This is a genomic window from Fortiea sp. LEGE XX443 (genome assembly GCF_015206815.1).
Taxonomy (GTDB): domain Bacteria; phylum Cyanobacteriota; class Cyanobacteriia; order Cyanobacteriales; family Nostocaceae; genus Nostoc_B.
The window spans coordinates 1-16,107 of sequence record NZ_JADEXZ010000052.1 but is presented as its reverse complement, the minus strand read 5'-3'; the positions used below and the strand labels follow the sequence as shown (position 1 = coordinate 16,107).

At 39.5% G+C, this 16,107-nt stretch carries 14 protein-coding genes and 1 pseudogene; 7 read left to right on the top strand and 8 right to left on the bottom strand.

What is annotated here, in order from left to right:
* Positions 1-170 precede the first annotated feature (170 nt).
* A complete protein-coding gene (locus tag IQ259_RS18385; RefSeq protein ID WP_193887368.1) occupies positions 171-908 on the bottom strand; it encodes a phycocyanobilin:ferredoxin oxidoreductase in 738 nt (245 codons plus the stop codon).
* 265 nt (positions 909-1,173) lie between these two features.
* Between IQ259_RS18385 and IQ259_RS18380 the strand changes: the two genes are divergently transcribed.
* A complete protein-coding gene (locus IQ259_RS18380; protein WP_193887366.1) occupies positions 1,174-1,590 on the top strand; it encodes a hypothetical protein in 417 nt (138 codons plus the stop codon).
* Between the two features lie 46 nt (positions 1,591-1,636).
* Positions 1,637-1,831 (top strand): hypothetical protein, encoded by a 195-nt coding sequence (locus IQ259_RS18375; protein ID WP_193887364.1) that lies wholly within the window; start codon positions 1,637-1,639, stop codon positions 1,829-1,831.
* Positions 1,832-2,514: 683 nt separating this feature from the next.
* Here IQ259_RS18375 and IQ259_RS18370 read toward each other — a convergent pair.
* Complete coding sequence (locus tag IQ259_RS18370; RefSeq protein ID WP_193887362.1) at positions 2,515-3,249, bottom strand: ParB N-terminal domain-containing protein; 735 nt, start codon at positions 3,247-3,249, stop codon at positions 2,515-2,517.
* Positions 3,249-4,613, bottom strand: a complete 1,365-nt coding sequence (locus tag IQ259_RS18365) for an AAA family ATPase (RefSeq protein ID WP_193887360.1) — start codon at positions 4,611-4,613, stop codon at positions 3,249-3,251. Before IQ259_RS18365 ends, IQ259_RS18370 begins: the two co-directional genes overlap by 1 nt.
* A gap of 253 nt (positions 4,614-4,866) precedes the next feature.
* On the opposite strand from IQ259_RS18365, the gene IQ259_RS18360 reads away from it, so the two are divergent.
* Positions 4,867-5,751 (top strand): ParA family protein, encoded by an 885-nt coding sequence (locus tag IQ259_RS18360; protein WP_193887358.1) that lies wholly within the window; start codon positions 4,867-4,869, stop codon positions 5,749-5,751.
* Positions 5,752-5,815: 64 nt separating this feature from the next.
* On the opposite strand, the gene ileS is transcribed toward IQ259_RS18360, so the two are convergent.
* On the bottom strand, positions 5,816-8,698 hold the full coding sequence (gene ileS, locus IQ259_RS18355; RefSeq protein ID WP_193887356.1) for an isoleucine--tRNA ligase: 2,883 nt from the start codon (positions 8,696-8,698) through the stop codon (positions 5,816-5,818).
* 152 nt (positions 8,699-8,850) lie between these two features.
* Between ileS and IQ259_RS18350 the strand changes: the two genes are divergently transcribed.
* Complete coding sequence (locus IQ259_RS18350) at positions 8,851-9,150, top strand: type II toxin-antitoxin system HigB family toxin (RefSeq protein ID WP_193887354.1); 300 nt, start codon at positions 8,851-8,853, stop codon at positions 9,148-9,150.
* A gap of 158 nt (positions 9,151-9,308) precedes the next feature.
* Positions 9,309-9,707 (top strand): type II toxin-antitoxin system HigA family antitoxin, encoded by a 399-nt coding sequence (locus tag IQ259_RS18345; RefSeq protein ID WP_193887352.1) that lies wholly within the window; start codon positions 9,309-9,311, stop codon positions 9,705-9,707.
* 192 nt (positions 9,708-9,899) lie between these two features.
* Here the strand turns inward: IQ259_RS18345 and IQ259_RS18340 are convergent, their stop codons facing one another.
* Together IQ259_RS18340 and IQ259_RS18335 are read right to left on the bottom strand one after the other, a co-directional pair.
* Positions 9,900-10,589: a PEP-CTERM sorting domain-containing protein gene (locus IQ259_RS18340; RefSeq protein ID WP_339383937.1), complete on the bottom strand. Its 690-nt coding sequence runs from the start codon at positions 10,587-10,589 to the stop codon at positions 9,900-9,902.
* 197 nt (positions 10,590-10,786) lie between these two features.
* Positions 10,787-11,464 carry a Ycf66 family protein gene (locus IQ259_RS18335; RefSeq protein WP_193887350.1) on the bottom strand — a complete coding sequence of 226 codons (678 nt, stop codon included), beginning with the start codon at positions 11,462-11,464 and terminating at the stop codon, positions 10,787-10,789.
* Positions 11,465-11,778: 314 nt separating this feature from the next.
* Here IQ259_RS18335 and gndA point away from each other — a divergent pair, with 314 nt between their 5' ends.
* Together gndA and IQ259_RS18325 are read left to right on the top strand one after the other, a co-directional pair.
* Entirely contained in the window at positions 11,779-13,209 is a 1,431-nt protein-coding gene (gndA, locus tag IQ259_RS18330) for an NADP-dependent phosphogluconate dehydrogenase (RefSeq protein ID WP_193887348.1), read from the top strand.
* Between the two features lie 188 nt (positions 13,210-13,397).
* On the top strand, positions 13,398-13,682 hold the full coding sequence (locus IQ259_RS18325; RefSeq protein WP_193887346.1) for a DUF427 domain-containing protein: 285 nt from the start codon (positions 13,398-13,400) through the stop codon (positions 13,680-13,682).
* Between the two features lie 89 nt (positions 13,683-13,771).
* On the opposite strand, the gene IQ259_RS18320 is transcribed toward IQ259_RS18325, so the two are convergent.
* Positions 13,772-15,847, bottom strand: coding sequence for a prolyl oligopeptidase family protein (locus IQ259_RS18320; RefSeq protein WP_193887344.1), 2,076 nt, complete (start codon positions 15,845-15,847; stop codon positions 13,772-13,774).
* 134 nt (positions 15,848-15,981) lie between these two features.
* Positions 15,982-16,107: pseudogene (locus IQ259_RS18315) on the bottom strand (photosystem II q(b) protein); the annotation flags it as partial.

Below are 16,107 nucleotides of genomic sequence, written 5' to 3'. Positions count from 1 at the left end.
TTGGATATTTGCTCCAAATAAGCTAAGGCTATGGTCAGACTCCATCAAACTCTCGTTAACTGAATTCTACATTTATCAGTTACAGGAAAACGTAACAGAACCTACAGATGGGGAAGGGAAAGAGGTAAGGGAGCGGAGGAGCAGGGAGCAGAGGGAAAATAACTATTGACTCATTCTGGTAAGTCAAATAATACTGTAGTCATATAATTTTCTGCCCATTCATGGCCAAAGGCTTTTTCGAGGACGCGACGAGTTTTGTCATTTTGCTGCTGTTGGGTACAGTAGTTGCGTTGTCCGGCGAGAATTTGTTCGGCTTGTTCGGGGGAAACAGGCGTAGCTGCGATCGCCTGAGTACAATGCACCTCTAGAAAGTCTTGCACACGAGAAAGGAATATCGCTTCTTCTTCTGGAGAACTGGGACGCACAAAGAGGCAGAACTCTGAGAAAATGTGACCCCATTCCGGTAGTTCTCTGGGTTGGGAAAAGTCAAGGGCTTTGAGTGTTGACAGTTGAATGGTATAGGATTCTGGTAAAGTTCGATCTAAATGGACAGGAGATAGATCCACGATCGCCGCACTAATTTGACCTCTACCTCCAACTAAATCACAACCAAACATCGGTAGGTCATATTCTGGATGCGGAAACATCACGCAGTGCAGAATATCCAGCATATTTCCCACCTTCGCCAGTTCCAAGTGCATTTTCCGAAACTGCGGTGTTTGATAGCAGCGGTTTTCAATTGTCAGCCTTTCACCTTCTAATCTACCTTCCACATACCCTAACTCTACTGCCAAATTGTATGGCGATAGTTGCAAATGCTTATGCCAAACACCCTCAATACTATCAGCTAACTGGCGAATTAGGGGATGTTGTTGTTCACGTAGTGAGGGAGTAGAAGTAAATGACATATTTTTGTGAGAAATACTATCTAAGGTCAGTCTACAACCAGCCGCATCACTTCTGTCCTGCCCCGCAACATTAAGACAACTGTCACGCCCAGTTACGTAAAATCATAAGACTATTATGAATTTTTAACAACTCTGACTTTACTAAGTATTACTTTCTGATGATAATCTCAGTGATGATTGTGTAAAAACCATGAATTAGTTTTGTGTTTAACATAAAGCCTTTAACCTTTTCAAAGCTCTATATTTTACCACAGAGGAGTTAAGATTGTTTAAGATTAGTAACATTCTTAAATCTTACTTAGTCCTGGGATTGAGTGTTTTTAGTGGTTATCTCATTATCACAGGACAAACAGAGACAGGACTTGTTGGCATGGGTAATGTAATTGCACTTGCTAGTATGAAAGATGATAGCAGTGAAGAAATGAAAGAAGTACAGAAAAAACTAGAAAAATCACAAGAAGAAAAACTAGATACTACAATTAAGTTGGTAAAGCTGGAAGAGGAGCGTAAGTATCTACAAGTAATACACAAAAAAGAATTAGAATTTCAAAAAGAAAAAAGTGAACTGGAACTTTTTTCATTCAAGAAACAAATTCAGTTTTTACCTGAAGGAAATACTCCACTGATGAATAACCAAACAGATACACATCAGACAGACGATGAAACTGGTATGAATTCATAATAAATAGTTAAGCATTTAATAAAAATAAACTTGAAAGAGGTTAGTGATGAGAGAATCAAGTAATAGTGAAAATAAGAGTAATGCTCTTTCTTCTGGCATGGTAATGACTATAGCTACAGTTCTACTGATATTTGTTATAAATTATTTACCTCAAAATGGCGCTAGAAATGTTGCGTCTCTAGTAGCAGGAATGTTTGGTTTTACAGCTGTTCAAGCATTACGCAAAAGTTTTGATGGGTAATTGCAATATTTTCAAAACTTTGTAACGTATTGGATCAAAGTAACTAGTTTCCAAAGCACTATATACAGCTTATTTTACTTCTAATTCCTAGTACCAATTCTTTATGAAGATCCTTATCAGTGGATTGTAGAGACGTTGCAATGCAACGTCTCTACAGGCATTTTGGGTTTGTAAAAATTCTTACCCTAACCGTATTGAGAGCGATCGCTGCTTGACCAAAAGTTTTAGCTAAATGCTAATTTCTTCCTAGAATGCTGGCATTTAAAGAAGAAACATCATTTTTCATCACAACTAAACTAGCTCTTCGATATTTTGTCGTTCTCCCACTGTTGTTTCACTGAAGACTGCTAGGTACAACCATCCTGCCAAAATTGCGCCCAAGATAGGCGCTAACCAAAATAGCCAGACTTGGGAAAAAAGTTCTACACCAGCAAACGCCCTAACTTAGGAGACTGATAAAACAGCTTGCAGGCTTTCTCAATAAGGAATCTGGTTTTATTCTCCGCGATGATGAGTACTAACTCTCTGGGGATTCAGGGTAACTAAGTAATGAAGAGCTGTTATTTTATCTTGGGAAAGTAGGGATAGGTTGGTAATTAGAGTTAGATTTTAGTTGAATAATCACAAACATTGTACCAAGAGCTAAACACATGGATACAATTGCGATCGCTAAACATAGTTAGCTAATTATCTGACAACAGATACATTACTATATCAAGCATTTTTTCAGAACTTATACCTCTAACCATCTTTTTTCCATGCGGCACTTTAATCCTTTCCATTAAATCATTTATGGATTTAAACTGTTCTTTCTCACGTTCATGTACTGCTGTTTCTGCTATCTGTTCAGCTTTAGCTTTATTCATCAAACCAGCACTTAATAATCTATAAGATATTTCAGCTTGTGGAAGTTTTTGAAAAAACTCTAACGGTTCTACTTTCTTAGCTATTTGTTTTTTTAACTCTTTGATTTCATTTTCTAATTTTATATTAGTAGTTGCCTGTTCCAAAAGTTGTGTAGTTATCTTTTCAAAGCGTGACTCTAAATTGTTTAGAAATTTTTCTAAATCTTTTGAATTGAAGGTTTCCGCTCCTGAAGTATTATTGTTTATATTTCTGAATAATTTAACCTGCTTTGTTAAGTTATCCTCATTTTCAGGTTCAATAATAAATACTCCAATCATTTCACCTTTACGAGGATCTATTTCTCTAGCTCTAGCAGCAGCATAATACTCAAAATCTCCATCTACTACCTCATACGATTGCAGATTTATTCTACGAACAACTATAGGATTAATAACACCTTCAGATTCCAAAATTAACTGAGCAGCCTTTTCCAAATCATCATCTGCAAAAATAGAACGAGGCTTGTTACAAGTAATTTTCTTGACAGCAACAAGTGATGTAGATAATTTCATTAAGATAAACCTATTTTTTGTAAAACTTCTATTGCTAATAATTCAAATTCCTGTGCAGCAGTTGAATCTGGCTTAAAATCAAGTACGGAAATTGGATCAGCTATCTCCATATCTCCAATGATTTGGATTTTCTCTGCACACTTAGCCAAATCATCTCTCTCGTAAATCACGGTATCCATTACATCAACACCATATCGACTAGAAATCTTTTCTATTCGATTTTTTAATGTTGATTGCACAAACCTAGCGTTTGTAGATATTTTACAAGGTAAAACACCTATAACTTCAATTGTTGGTTTTTTAATCTGTTTTCTAAACGCATTAATAGTTTTGACAAATTCTTTAACATTAGTTAATCCTTGATTAGCAAATGGTTTTAAATCAGATGGAATAATGAGATAATTTGCGGCTATCAAGGCAATTTTGGCATACAAATTTAAAGAAGGAGGAGTATCAATGAGTACAATATCATATTGTTCTTTTACTTCTTGTAGTTTTTCAATCAGGATAAGTCGGCTGTAATCAAGTGCATTAAGTTCTGTTTCCTGCCGGATCAAGTTTATGTGTGCAGGAACAACATAAATTTCTGGATTACTAAAATTAGATTTTCTAGCAACTTCTGAGATTGGATAAAAATCTTCTGATGACAATACATGAAAAATATTAGAGTCTTTAATATCATCAAATTCTTCATCATCAAATTTCACTAAACCAGTAGCAAATGTAGTATTAGCTTGACTATCTAAATCAATGACTAAAACTCTTTTACCTTTCTTTCTAATAGCTGCTGCTAGGTTAACTACAGTAGTTGTCTTGCCTACTCCGCCTTTATTATGATAAACCGCAATTATTTTCATTGAGCTTTGCTCCTTAATTTCAACTGTATGATTATCTGGAACTACTGAAATTTCTGTTTCATCCAGCAGTTGCTCATCTTTGTAAGTATCTCTACCGATTAAATATTTAATTTCATCTATTTTTATCTCAACTTCCTTCCCAGAACATGAAAAAATTAACTTAACATCATCTCCGAATTTTTCATAAATTCTGATTTCCTTTCCATTAGTCAACAAACCATATTTCACATTCAAGCTTGTTAAATAATGCCTGAGTCTGAGAAAATGATTATTTAAGTTTTGTTTAGGATGCTTTGCTTCCATAACCACGCTTAGTGGTGAGTTAGCATCTACGACAAAGGGAAGGACTTGTGCAGCAAATGCTAGAAAATCTAAGCGGATGCTACCAACGGCTACTTCTTGATGCCAGGTATCAGGAGTATAACCTAGCTGTGGTAGCAAATATTGAACTATGAGTTTGCTTTCAACTTCACTTTCGTTACGGCACAACTCAGGATTAAAAGGCAAATTATTTACCTCTCAAGAATTTAATTTGTTGTGAAACGCTTGCATGTGTTTGATTATGGCATAAACTTACTTATAAAAGTATGTATCATTAATATTTAAATTTTTGTAAAAAAATGAAATATATACAGCACTGCTATAATTTGACAGCATTTGTTTTTGATTTTCCGCAAATATTAAATTTAGCGGAAGTTTCAAGTGTTTAAGATGGGTGTACGCTACCTAGATGGGAATGCGTCATCAGAGGAATTCACTAATGGGATATGTAATTGCTACTGCCAATATGAAAGGCGGCGTTGGTAAAACAACCATCACCGTCAACTTAGCTACTTGCTTGGCGAAAAATCATGGTAAGCGGGTGCTTGTCTTAGATTTAGATACGCAAATCAGCGCTACACTCAGTCTGATGTCGCCTTTGGAATTTGCCAAGCGCCGCAAAAACAGACGGACATTTAGATATTTAATAGATGAAGTTATCAATCCAGAATCTAACTCAACACAGACGATTAAAGATATTATTCAAGAACAAGTCTGTGGACTTCCTGGACTAAATTTGTTACCAGGAGATATTGATTTATATGATGAGTTTGTTGTGTCAGAAATGCTGCATAAACAAACCCTTGCTTTTGGCGAACAAAATTTTGAAATAATTTGGAATCGCTTTGAGAGGGTGTTAATAAATAATATCCTCAAACCAATTCGTGATGAGTATGATTTTATTTTGTTAGATTGTGCGCCTGGCTATAATTTATTGACTCGTAGTGCTTTAGCTGCTAGTGATTTTTATATTCTGCCAGCCAAACCAGAACCTTTGTCTGTAGTGGGTATTCAATTATTAGAAAGACGGATTGGGCAATTAAAAGATAGTCACGAACATGAAGCGAAAATAGATATTAAAATGTTGGGAATTGTCTTTAGTATGTCTACTGCTAACTTATTAAGTGGTCGATATTACAAACAAGTGATGCACCGCGTTGTGGAAGATTTTGGTGTAGAAAAAATTTGTAAGGCGCAAATTCCAGTTGATATCAATGTTGCGAAAGCTGTTGATAGTTTTATGCCGGCTGTTTTGAATGCACCGCAGTCGGCTGGTTCTAAGGCTTTTGTGCAGTTGACTCAAGAGTTGTTGCAGAAATTATAGGGGAGAGGTGACAGGTTATAGAAAATGATCTGTCACCTGTCACCAATTCTCTACTCCCTACTTCTTAAAACTCGCCAGCTATAGCAGAAACGCAGCGTTCGCATAATAGGGGATGCTCTGTTGATTCTCCCACATGGGTTGAATAGTTCCAGCAGCGATCGCATTTTTCACCATCTGCATTCACTACCCCAATTTCCCAATTATCCTCGCCTTGAACACGTAAAGTTTTCAAAGCTTGCAGTTTGTCAGCAGAGTCTAACAATTCTACTTGGGAAGTTAGGAATAAATAACGCAGTTCATCCACACCATTACCGATATCAGGGTTTAACACTGCAATCCCTGTACGTAGCGTTTCATTATTGACATAAATCAAAGCTTTAGCTTCTAGGGAAGAACCAATCATTTTTTCTACCCTAGCTTGTTCTAACACCTTATTTACATCAGTGCGAAGTCGTCGCAATGTTTTCCAAAATTCAGCTAATTCGGAATTATCCCATTTATCCTCTACCTGCACCCAACCAGCTTCAAACACTGATTTATATGGTGTTTTATAAGGGAGATATTGCCAGATATCTTCGGCAGTGTGACATAAAACAGGTGCGATCGCTCGTGCTAAATTTTCTAAAGCGATGTGTATTACTGTCTGACAACTGCGACGGCGGAAAGAATTGCTTGCACTGATATATAACCTATCCTTAGCTACGTCTAAGTAAAAGTTGGATAAATCCACCACGCAGAAATTCTGCACAGTTTGGAAGAAGCGGAAGAATTGGAAACTGTCAAAAGCTTCTGTCACTTCCTGAAATACCTCACGGATGCGGTGCAGCATGTATTTATCTAACTGCGGCAAATCCTCGAAAGGAACTGCATCTTTTTCTGGGTCAAAATCGTGCAAACTACCCAACAAAAACCGCGCTGTGTTGCGAATCTTACCTCTAACATCGTTGAGTTGCTTAATGATATTGCCACCCAAACGCACATCAGCAGTGTAATCAACCGATGATACCCACAACCGCAGCACATCAGCACCATAGGCGGGTTCTTTCTTCTGGTCTTTCCCTCCCAAAATCATCACCTGTGGGTCAACCACATTCCCCACTGATTTACTCATTTTTCGCCCTTGTTCGTCCAAAACAAAGCCGTGAGTTAATACAGTTTTATAAGGTGCAATGTCATTCACCGCCACACTAGTCAGCAAACTCGACTGGAACCAACCGCGATGCTGGTCGGAACCTTCCAAATACATATCTGCGGGGTAGTGTAACTCTGGACGTTGTTTAACTACAGATGCCCAAGATGAACCAGAATCAAACCAGACATCCATTGTGTCTGTACCTCGGCGGTAAGACTTGCCATTATTGCGATAAGACTCTGGTAATAATTCCTCTATCGACATTTCCCACCAAGCATCGGAACCTTTTTCGGCAATGATGCTTTGAACATGGGTGATAGTTTCCGCATTTAGCAGTGGTTCGCCTGTAGCTTCATCGTAGAATACTGGGATGGGTACACCCCAAGCCCGTTGACGAGAAATACACCAATCAGAACGTTCCGCCACCATTGGGGTGATGCGATTTTCACCTTGGGCTGGAATCCATTTTACCGCTGCGATCGCCTTTAATGCTTCATCCCGAAATCCTTCCACCGAAGCAAACCACTGTTCTGTCGCGCGGAAAATCGTCGGTTTCTTCGTCCGCCAGTCATAAGGATATTTGTGTTGGTAAGGTTCCTCCTTCAACAGCGAACCCGCCGCCATCAACGCATCAATGACCGCTTGATTGCCATCACCCAGCACATTTAACCCAGCAAACTGTCCCGCTTCCTCGGTAAAGTTGCCGTTATCATCCACCGGCGCAAGGATAGGCAAACCATAACGCTGACCAACTATGTAGTCTTCTTGACCATGACCAGGGGCAGTATGTACCAACCCAGTACCCGACTCAGTTGTAATATAATCACCGCCAATTACAACTGGACTTTCCCGGTTATATAAAGGATGACGGTAAGTAATATGTTCTAACTCCTTCCCTTTAAAAGTAGCCTTCACCGTCAACTCAGCTGAGATAGTCACAGCAAGACGTTCCACCAAATCCGCCGCTACAATGAGATATTTAAAATTACTTTGAGCGTCTGTACTTGAAACTTCCACCACAGCGTAATTCAAATCCCCATTCACCGCCACAGCCAAGTTACCGGGAATTGTCCAAGGCGTAGTAGTCCAGACAGCCACACCCAAATCTGACTGATACTCTCCCAAAACAGATTTTGCAGCCTCCGACAAACCAGTGACAGGAAAAGCCGCATAGATACTGCGCGAAGTATGACCTTCTGGATATTCCAATTCCGCCTCAGCCAAAGCTGTCTTAGAACTAGGACTCCAGTGAACCGGCTTCAACCCACGATAGATGTATCCTTTTAACACCATCGCACCAAACACACCAATCTGCGCCGCTTCATATTCCGGCTTCAGCGTCAGATATGGGTTATCCCAATCACCCCAAACACCGTAGCGTTTGAAACTTTGGCGTTGGTCATCCACCGTTGCTAAAGCAAATTCCTTAGCTTTTTGGCGCAATTGCAGAGGTGTTAAATTTAGCCGTTCTGCCGACTTGAGATTCTGCAAAACTTTCAATTCAATTGGTAAGCCGTGACAGTCCCAACCAGGTACATAACGAACCTTACGCCCTTGTAACAACTGGTAGCGATTAATAATATCTTTGAGAATTTTATTTAAGGCATGACCAATATGCAGAGAGCCATTTGCGTAGGGTGGGCCATCATGCAGTATAAATATTTCGCCTGGATTTTCTTGCGACAGGCGTTCAAAAATTTGATTGTCTGCCCAGAACTTTTGGATTTCAGGCTCGCGCTTGATGGCGTTTGCCCGCATATCAAAATTGGTCTTGGGTAAATTTACAGTATCTTTGTAGCTTCCAGGTTCTGTCACAGTCTCATGCCTAAGAATATATGTGCAGGTTTATCAATTATAGAAGATGGCAGGAAGCTCAAAAAATTAACTTGACAATATGTTCTCAGTTTGAGAACATATTGGAGTTCGACAAAATAAAAGATATTTAGTTTTGATATCAAAGATCAAAAATGCACTTAATCAGCATTCGTAATTTACGTGCTGATGCTGGTAAATATCCAGATGCAGTAGAGTCAGTTAACTCTTGGTATCAAGTTGTGAAATCTGCATCATGGCAAAACTTCAACGAAGTTCGACAATTTTACCCAACAGCAGATGTAGTAGGTAATTTTACAATCTTCAACATCAAAGGTAATACTTATCGTCTAATTGTTAGCATTGATTATGAAATTCAAACTGTCTACTATAAATATTTTTTAACTCATGCTGATTATGATAAAGAAAAATGGAAAGATGACCATTTCTTTTGATATGTTTCAGATACAATTAATCTTAGGTTGCACTATTTGATAGGGGCTAAAAATCATACTTACTTTTGAGGATTAGAGTAAGTCATGATACGGGTCTTCGCCGTTAACGGATGTCAATCCTCCTAGTACGGGCCGCCGCCGAGCGGGCGATAAGGTATATGACCACTTCTTTTAATACAACCACTTACAGCCAACTTTTAGTAGAGCTTCAGCCTAAAGTTATCACAACAGAAGAAGAATACGATCGCACTCTAGAAACTGTGGAAAAATTAATGGCGTGTAAAAATCGTACACCAGAGCAAACCGCCATACTACAGCTTTTAGTTACTCTCATTGAAGAGTATGAAAATAAACATTATCCTATTGAAGCATCATCACCTCATGCAATCTTACAACATTTGATAGAAGCACGAGGGATGAAACAATCTGACTTAGTAGGAATTATTGGTTCTAAAGGCGTAGTTTCAGAAGTGGTAAATGGCAACAGAGCAATTAGTAAAGCTCAAGCAAAAGCACTAGGAGAATTTTTTCATATCTCCCCAGGATTGTTTATTTAGTAGTGAGGAGGTTGAGAATTTTCTACTATATTCCAGGTTTCTTTACGGGTTTAATAAAAAATTTCCACCCTATAGATACTGGCGTTTAATTGGAGCGATCGCTAGTTAAGCTAGAATTCCCACTTACTGTCTGTAATTGTTATAGTGCGGTGGGATCGCTAAAAGAGTAATTCTAAATTTTTATTAATAATTTTAGGAAATTTTTGCAAGTTCCTTCTGCGTGAATCTGGATAGTTGCTTACGTTTCAGCGCTGAAGCTGCACCGAGAGTACCTAGGGCAAGTAAGCTAACGATGGAAGTAGGCTCAGGGATAGTGACTATAGTTGCAGAAAAACTAATAGGTAACTCACTATCTTCCAAATCCAGATTTTCAAAACCTGGGACAATTGGCGGTGCTGAAAAAACTTCTAAATAACCAGGAGTCGCCAAAAAACTAGCGAAAAACGGACTAGAAAAGTTACCACCTGAAGTAGAATACCCAAAACCGTCACCAGTTAACTGTTGAATATTAAGACTAATTAAATTGTCAACCTCAAAAGGTTCGTTTCCTGGTATTGGAGTTCCAGTAGTTTGCAGACCAGTAATTGTTTCACCATTACGTGTCCCACTAATTCCCAAAATCTGGTAAAAACCCAAATCGTCAGGAATATCATTAGTAATAAAATTACCGTTTGCTGTTATGCCAGTACCCGAATAATTCCATTGCCAAGTTAAAGAAGCAGCAGAGGCAGCTTGCATTGTCCCGAAAACTAATCCAGATGTAACCGCAAAGGCGGAAGCAGATAGTAGAGGTAAATTTTTCATAGAGTCGTTAGTGCGATCGCCGATCTTGTAGGTTAAGTTAAGCAACAGTGCAACCCAAAACCAATCGCAGTTTAGCACCAAAGATACCTATCCTGTTAGAAGGATAACTGGAAGATGTAGTTAATACATTAAAATCTAAAGTCAATTTGCATAACGCTGAGTTTCACTAAATTCAATTAATGGCGGCGGGAGAAACGCCATTTCGGTACTGGGTATTAGGTGATAGCTGCGCTATTTCATTTTTCATACCCAATACCCAATTACTTTTACGTAGTCTAACTATTCGGCGGTATCTGTTCCGGTGGTGCTTCTGCGGGGGGAGCTAATACCGCATCAGGAGCAATTTCTTCCACAGGAATCGCTGGTTTTTCCTCAGATTCTGTTTGTGCTGCTTCTACCAATTCAGGCGACGGAGGATGTGGTGGAACTACTTCCGGTACACTCTCGGTTGTAGGTGCAATGTCTATATCAGCAGACTGTTCTGGGATGGGCGTAGTTTTGTCAATAATCTCAACAGTTGGTTTTTCTGCTGGTGGATTTTTACTGACAGTCTGTTGTACCTTATTTTTCACACCACCAAAGGTGCTACTAAAACCCTGTTGCAACTTTCCTAGGCGTTCCTGAAAAGATAACTTTGTTACCTGTTCTTGAATTGAAGTTTTCACGGCTTCCGAACTGGGAACTAGTGTCTGTTGTATCTGCGGCGTTAATTGCCGACGGAGTGATAAAGTTTGCCAGCCAAACCAAACTAAAAGAGCCACACTAGCCACATGACCCAGTAATAATCCTCCCCAAATGCGTGGCGCAAACACCCATAATACTAAAGCGTAAAACATTCCAATGCCACTCCAAATAAAATCATTCTTGCGATGGATTTCCGGGAAGAAGAAAGCTGATATGTAGAGTGCTAAACTACCAAGACCGACCACCAAAGCTAGTATGTATGCCAGCATTTTTGGTTACTCCTTAACTATTTTTTATTGGGCATTAGGTATTGGATACGGGAAAAATTATCTTAATTTAATGAAAAATTATTCTTAATTTAATCCTTTATCCCTGTAGCCTAATCCCTAAACTAGATATTCCAATTTTGCAAATTTTCCGTCACAATTGTTGACTTAGATACAATTTAAAACTTGTTGTATGTGTTGTTAGTTCTGAGCTTTTGCCAATCCCAGTAACTCTTAATGTCTTCTTTAGGGGATAAGAGAAACTCTCGGATTACCCTTAAAGATGAAAGAATCTGCAAGAGTTAGCCAAACTAGTTATGACACTACAAAGCTTTGGTGTGATTGGATTAGCCGTTATGGGCGAGAATATCGCTCTCAATGTAGAACGTAATGGCTTTCCAATTGCAGTATACAACCGCTCCCGCGAAAAAACCGATGCTTTCATGGCCGAGCGTGCGCCAGGACGGAACGTTAAAGCTGCCTTTACTTTAGAAGAATTCGTCGCAGCATTAGAACGTCCTCGCAAGATTTTGGTGATGGTACAAGCTGGTAAACCCGTGGATGCGGTGATTCAGCAACTAAAACCTTTGCTAAATGAAGGCGATATAATTATTGATGGTGGCAACTCTTGGTTTGAAGATACACAAAGACGTACTGAAGAATTAGAACCCCTAGGTCTGAGGTTTCTCGGTATGGGTGTGAGTGGTGGTGAAGAAGGAGCGCTAAACGGCCCGTCACTAATGCCCGGTGGAACCCAAAGTTCTTACGAGTATCTCTCACCAATTTTCAATAAAATTGCTGCCCAAGTTGATGACGGCCCTTGTGTAACTTACGTTGGCCCTGGTGGTTCCGGTCACTACGTGAAGATGGTACACAACGGCATTGAGTATGGCGACATGCAGCTGATTGCTGAAGCCTACGACTTGCTAAAGAATGCTGGTGGACTTGACCACAATCAGCTTCACGAAGTGTTTGCTGAATGGAACACCACCGACGAACTCAACTCATTTTTGATTGAGATTACAGCTAATATCTTCCCCTACATTGACCCAGGCACCAGTCTACCTCTGGTAGATTTGATTGTGGATGCAGCAGGTCAAAAGGGAACTGGTCGTTGGACTATACAAACTGCGCTGGAATTAGGGGTCTGTATTCCGACAATAACAGCAGCGGTAAATGCTCGGATTATCTCTTCTATTAAAGAAGAACGGGTAGCAGCATCTAAGCAACTCACAGGCCCTAGTGGCAAATATAACGGCGACACCAAAGACTTTATTAACAAAGTCCGGGATGCCTTGTATTGCTCTAAGATTTGTTCTTATGCTCAAGGGATGGCGCTGTTGTCTACAGCTTCCAAAACATATAACTGGAATTTGGATTTGGGCGAATTAGCCCGGATTTGGAAAGGTGGCTGTATTATTCGCGCTGGCTTCTTGAATAAAATCAAGAAAGCATTTGGCGAAAATCCTGCATTACCTAACTTGCTATTGGCTCCTGAATTTAAACAAACAATTCTCGACAGACAAACAGCTTGGCGGGATGTCATCGTAACAGCTGCACAACTGGGCATTCCAGTACCAGCATTTAGCGCATCTTTAGATTATTTTGACAGCTATCGCCGCGATCGCTTGCCCCAAAACCTGACTCAAGCACAACGCGACTACTTCGGCGCACACACCTATCTGCGTCTTGATAAGCCAGGTAGTTTCCACACTGAATGGGTTCCCATTACAGAAGCCGGAAAATAAACTTTCACTCATTTAAGTTATGAGTACATTGTGAAAGTTTAAATTGCTGTCGCCTGAAGATTTGAAAGTGACTCTGAAATTCAGAGTCACTTTCTTTTATGGCAAAAGTTCAGAGTTATCATAAATCCACTACAAATAAGTTGATAGTGTCAAAATATTAGGTGTACAGTTTACTCGTAAAATCACTTATGCCTAAAGCAATTTGGAACGGCGCAACTCTAGCCGAAAGCGATAATACTGTAGTTGTGGAAGGTAATCATTATTTTCCTGCCGACGCAATCAATAAGCAGTATTTTCAAGAAACTGACACTCACACAACTTGCCCCTGGAAAGGTTTAGCCAGCTACTACAGCATTGAAGTTGATGGACAAGTCAATAAAGACGCTGCTTGGTATTATCCCAGCGCCAAGGAAAAAGCTAAAAATATTGAAGGCTACGTAGCTTTCTGGAAAGGCGTGAAAATAGAAGCATAAGACAAAAGCCGAGGGCAGGATAATCCGTAATTATTCTGCCCTTGTAGGCGTTTTAACGCACATCTTGCGAAATCGCCAGGTTTGAGTGTTTAAACCTGAATATCCAAAGTCCGCACCAAAAACGCCCACTTATCCGCAGCTTCCTCAATTATCTTGGTTGTCGGTTTACCTGCACCATGTCCCGCCTTCGTCTCAATTCTAATTAACACTGGTGCATCACCTTGATGGGCGGCTTGCAAAGCGGCGGCAAATTTGAAACTATGAGCAGGTACAACGCGATCGTCATGATCTGCTGTAGTAATTAAAGTGGCAGGATAAGCTGTATTGGCTTTGAGGTTGTGCAAAGGTGAATAAGCATAAAGGGTTTTGAAATCTTCGGCATTATCTGGCGAACCATATTCAGAAGTCCAAGCCCAGCCAATGGTAAATTTGTGGAAACGCAACATATCCATTACGCCGACGGCTGGCAAAGCTGCACCAAATAAATCAGGGCGTTGCGTCATACAAGCACCCACCAATAAACCACCGTTACTACCACCAGCGATCGCTAGTTTGGCAGGTTTTGTATATTTATTCGCAACTAGCCACTCAGCAGCAGCAATAAAGTCATCAAAAACATTCTGTTTTTTATCCTTCATTCCTGCTTGATGCCATTCTTCACCGTATTCCCCGCCACCGCGAATATTGGGCATGGCATAAACACCACTCATTTCCATCCATACCAACATACTCACAGAAAAACTCGGAGTCAGCGGAATATTAAAACCACCATAAGCATAAAGATAAGTGGGGTTATTCCCATCTAACTTAATGCCTTTTTTGTGAGTAATAAACATTGGCACGTTTGTGCCATCTTTACTGCTGTATAATACTTGTTTTGTTTCGTAGTCATCAGAACTAAAATCTACCTTTGGCTGACGGAAAAGTTCACTTTTTCCTGTCACCATGTCGTAACGATAAATCGTTCCTGGTGTAGTAAAGCTGGTGAAACTATAAAAAGTTTCTGTATCATGACGTTTACCATTAAAACCACCTGCTGAACCAACTCCAGGTAATTGTACTTCACGCACAAATGAGCCTTTAAGGTCAAAAATTTTGATTTGCGATCGCGCATCTTGCAAATAATCAGCCACAAACTGATTATTCAAAATATTGACACTTTCTAATGTTGCTTCACTTTCAGGAATAATTTCTTGCCATCCTTTCTTCGCAGGGTTTTGAGTATCAATGGCAATTACTCTACCGCGTGGCGCATTTAAATCTGTGCGGAAATAGAAGACACTATCATCGTGATCAATAAAGCTATAATCAGCCTCAAATTCGTTAATTAGTTCTACAACTTTAGCATTAGGCTCAGTTAAATCTTTGTAGAAAACTAAATTTCGAGGATCAGTTCCTAGGGAAACGGAAATGATTAAATAGCGTCCATCCTCCGTCACGCCGCCACTAAATCCCCATTCTTTCTCATCATCACGATGATAAATTAATATGTCTTCCGATTGGGGTTTACCTAGTTGGTGATAGTAAAGCTTTTGATAGTAATTGACATCTTCTAACTTAGTTTTTGCATTCGGCTCATCATAGCGACTGTAGAAAAAGCCTTGATTATCAATTGTCCAAGACGCACCAGAAAATTTAATCCACTTTAAATGATCTGCTAAATCTTTACCTGTTTCCACGTCGCGGACTTTCCACTCTTGCCAATCTGAACCAGAAGTAGAAAGACCATAAGCTAAAAGTTTACCATCATCGCTAATAGATAAACCTGAAAGCGCAACAGTACCATCATCTGAGAGTTTATTCGGATCAAGTAAAACTTTTGGTTCCGCATTGAGGGTTTTTAATGTATATAATACGCTTTGGTTTTGCAGTCCGTCGTTTTTAAAATAAAAATAGCGAGTCTCCGCAATACCTTCCTTAAATGGGATACCATACTTTTCATAATCCCAAAGTTTAGTTAAACGTTGTTGAATTGTGTTTCTAGCAGGAATTTCGTCTAAAAAACCAAAAGTAATCTTATTTTCGGCTTCAATCCAAGCCTTGCTTTCTTCTGAGTCGGGGTTTTCTAACCAACGGTAAGGATCTGCAACCAAAGTACCGTGGTAATTATCCACTTGGTCGCTTTTATGAGTAGCTGGGTAAGTAAACTGTTTTGCTGTTGACATAGTTGGGGATAAAATTCTTCTGCAAAAATTTTTGGCTAAAAAATTTAAGACTGATGAAAAGCACCTCCTTTAAGAGAGTGCTTTTCATCAGTCTTGCTTATTAGAATAGACGCTAGTGTTTCTATCTCAGAAAATTAACCGTTGATAGAAGGAGCAGTAAGTGCAACAGGAGCAACATCACCAGCAGCCAAATCTAAGGGGAAGTTGTGAGCATTACGCTCGTGCATAACTTCCATACCCAGGTTAGCGCGGTTGATGAT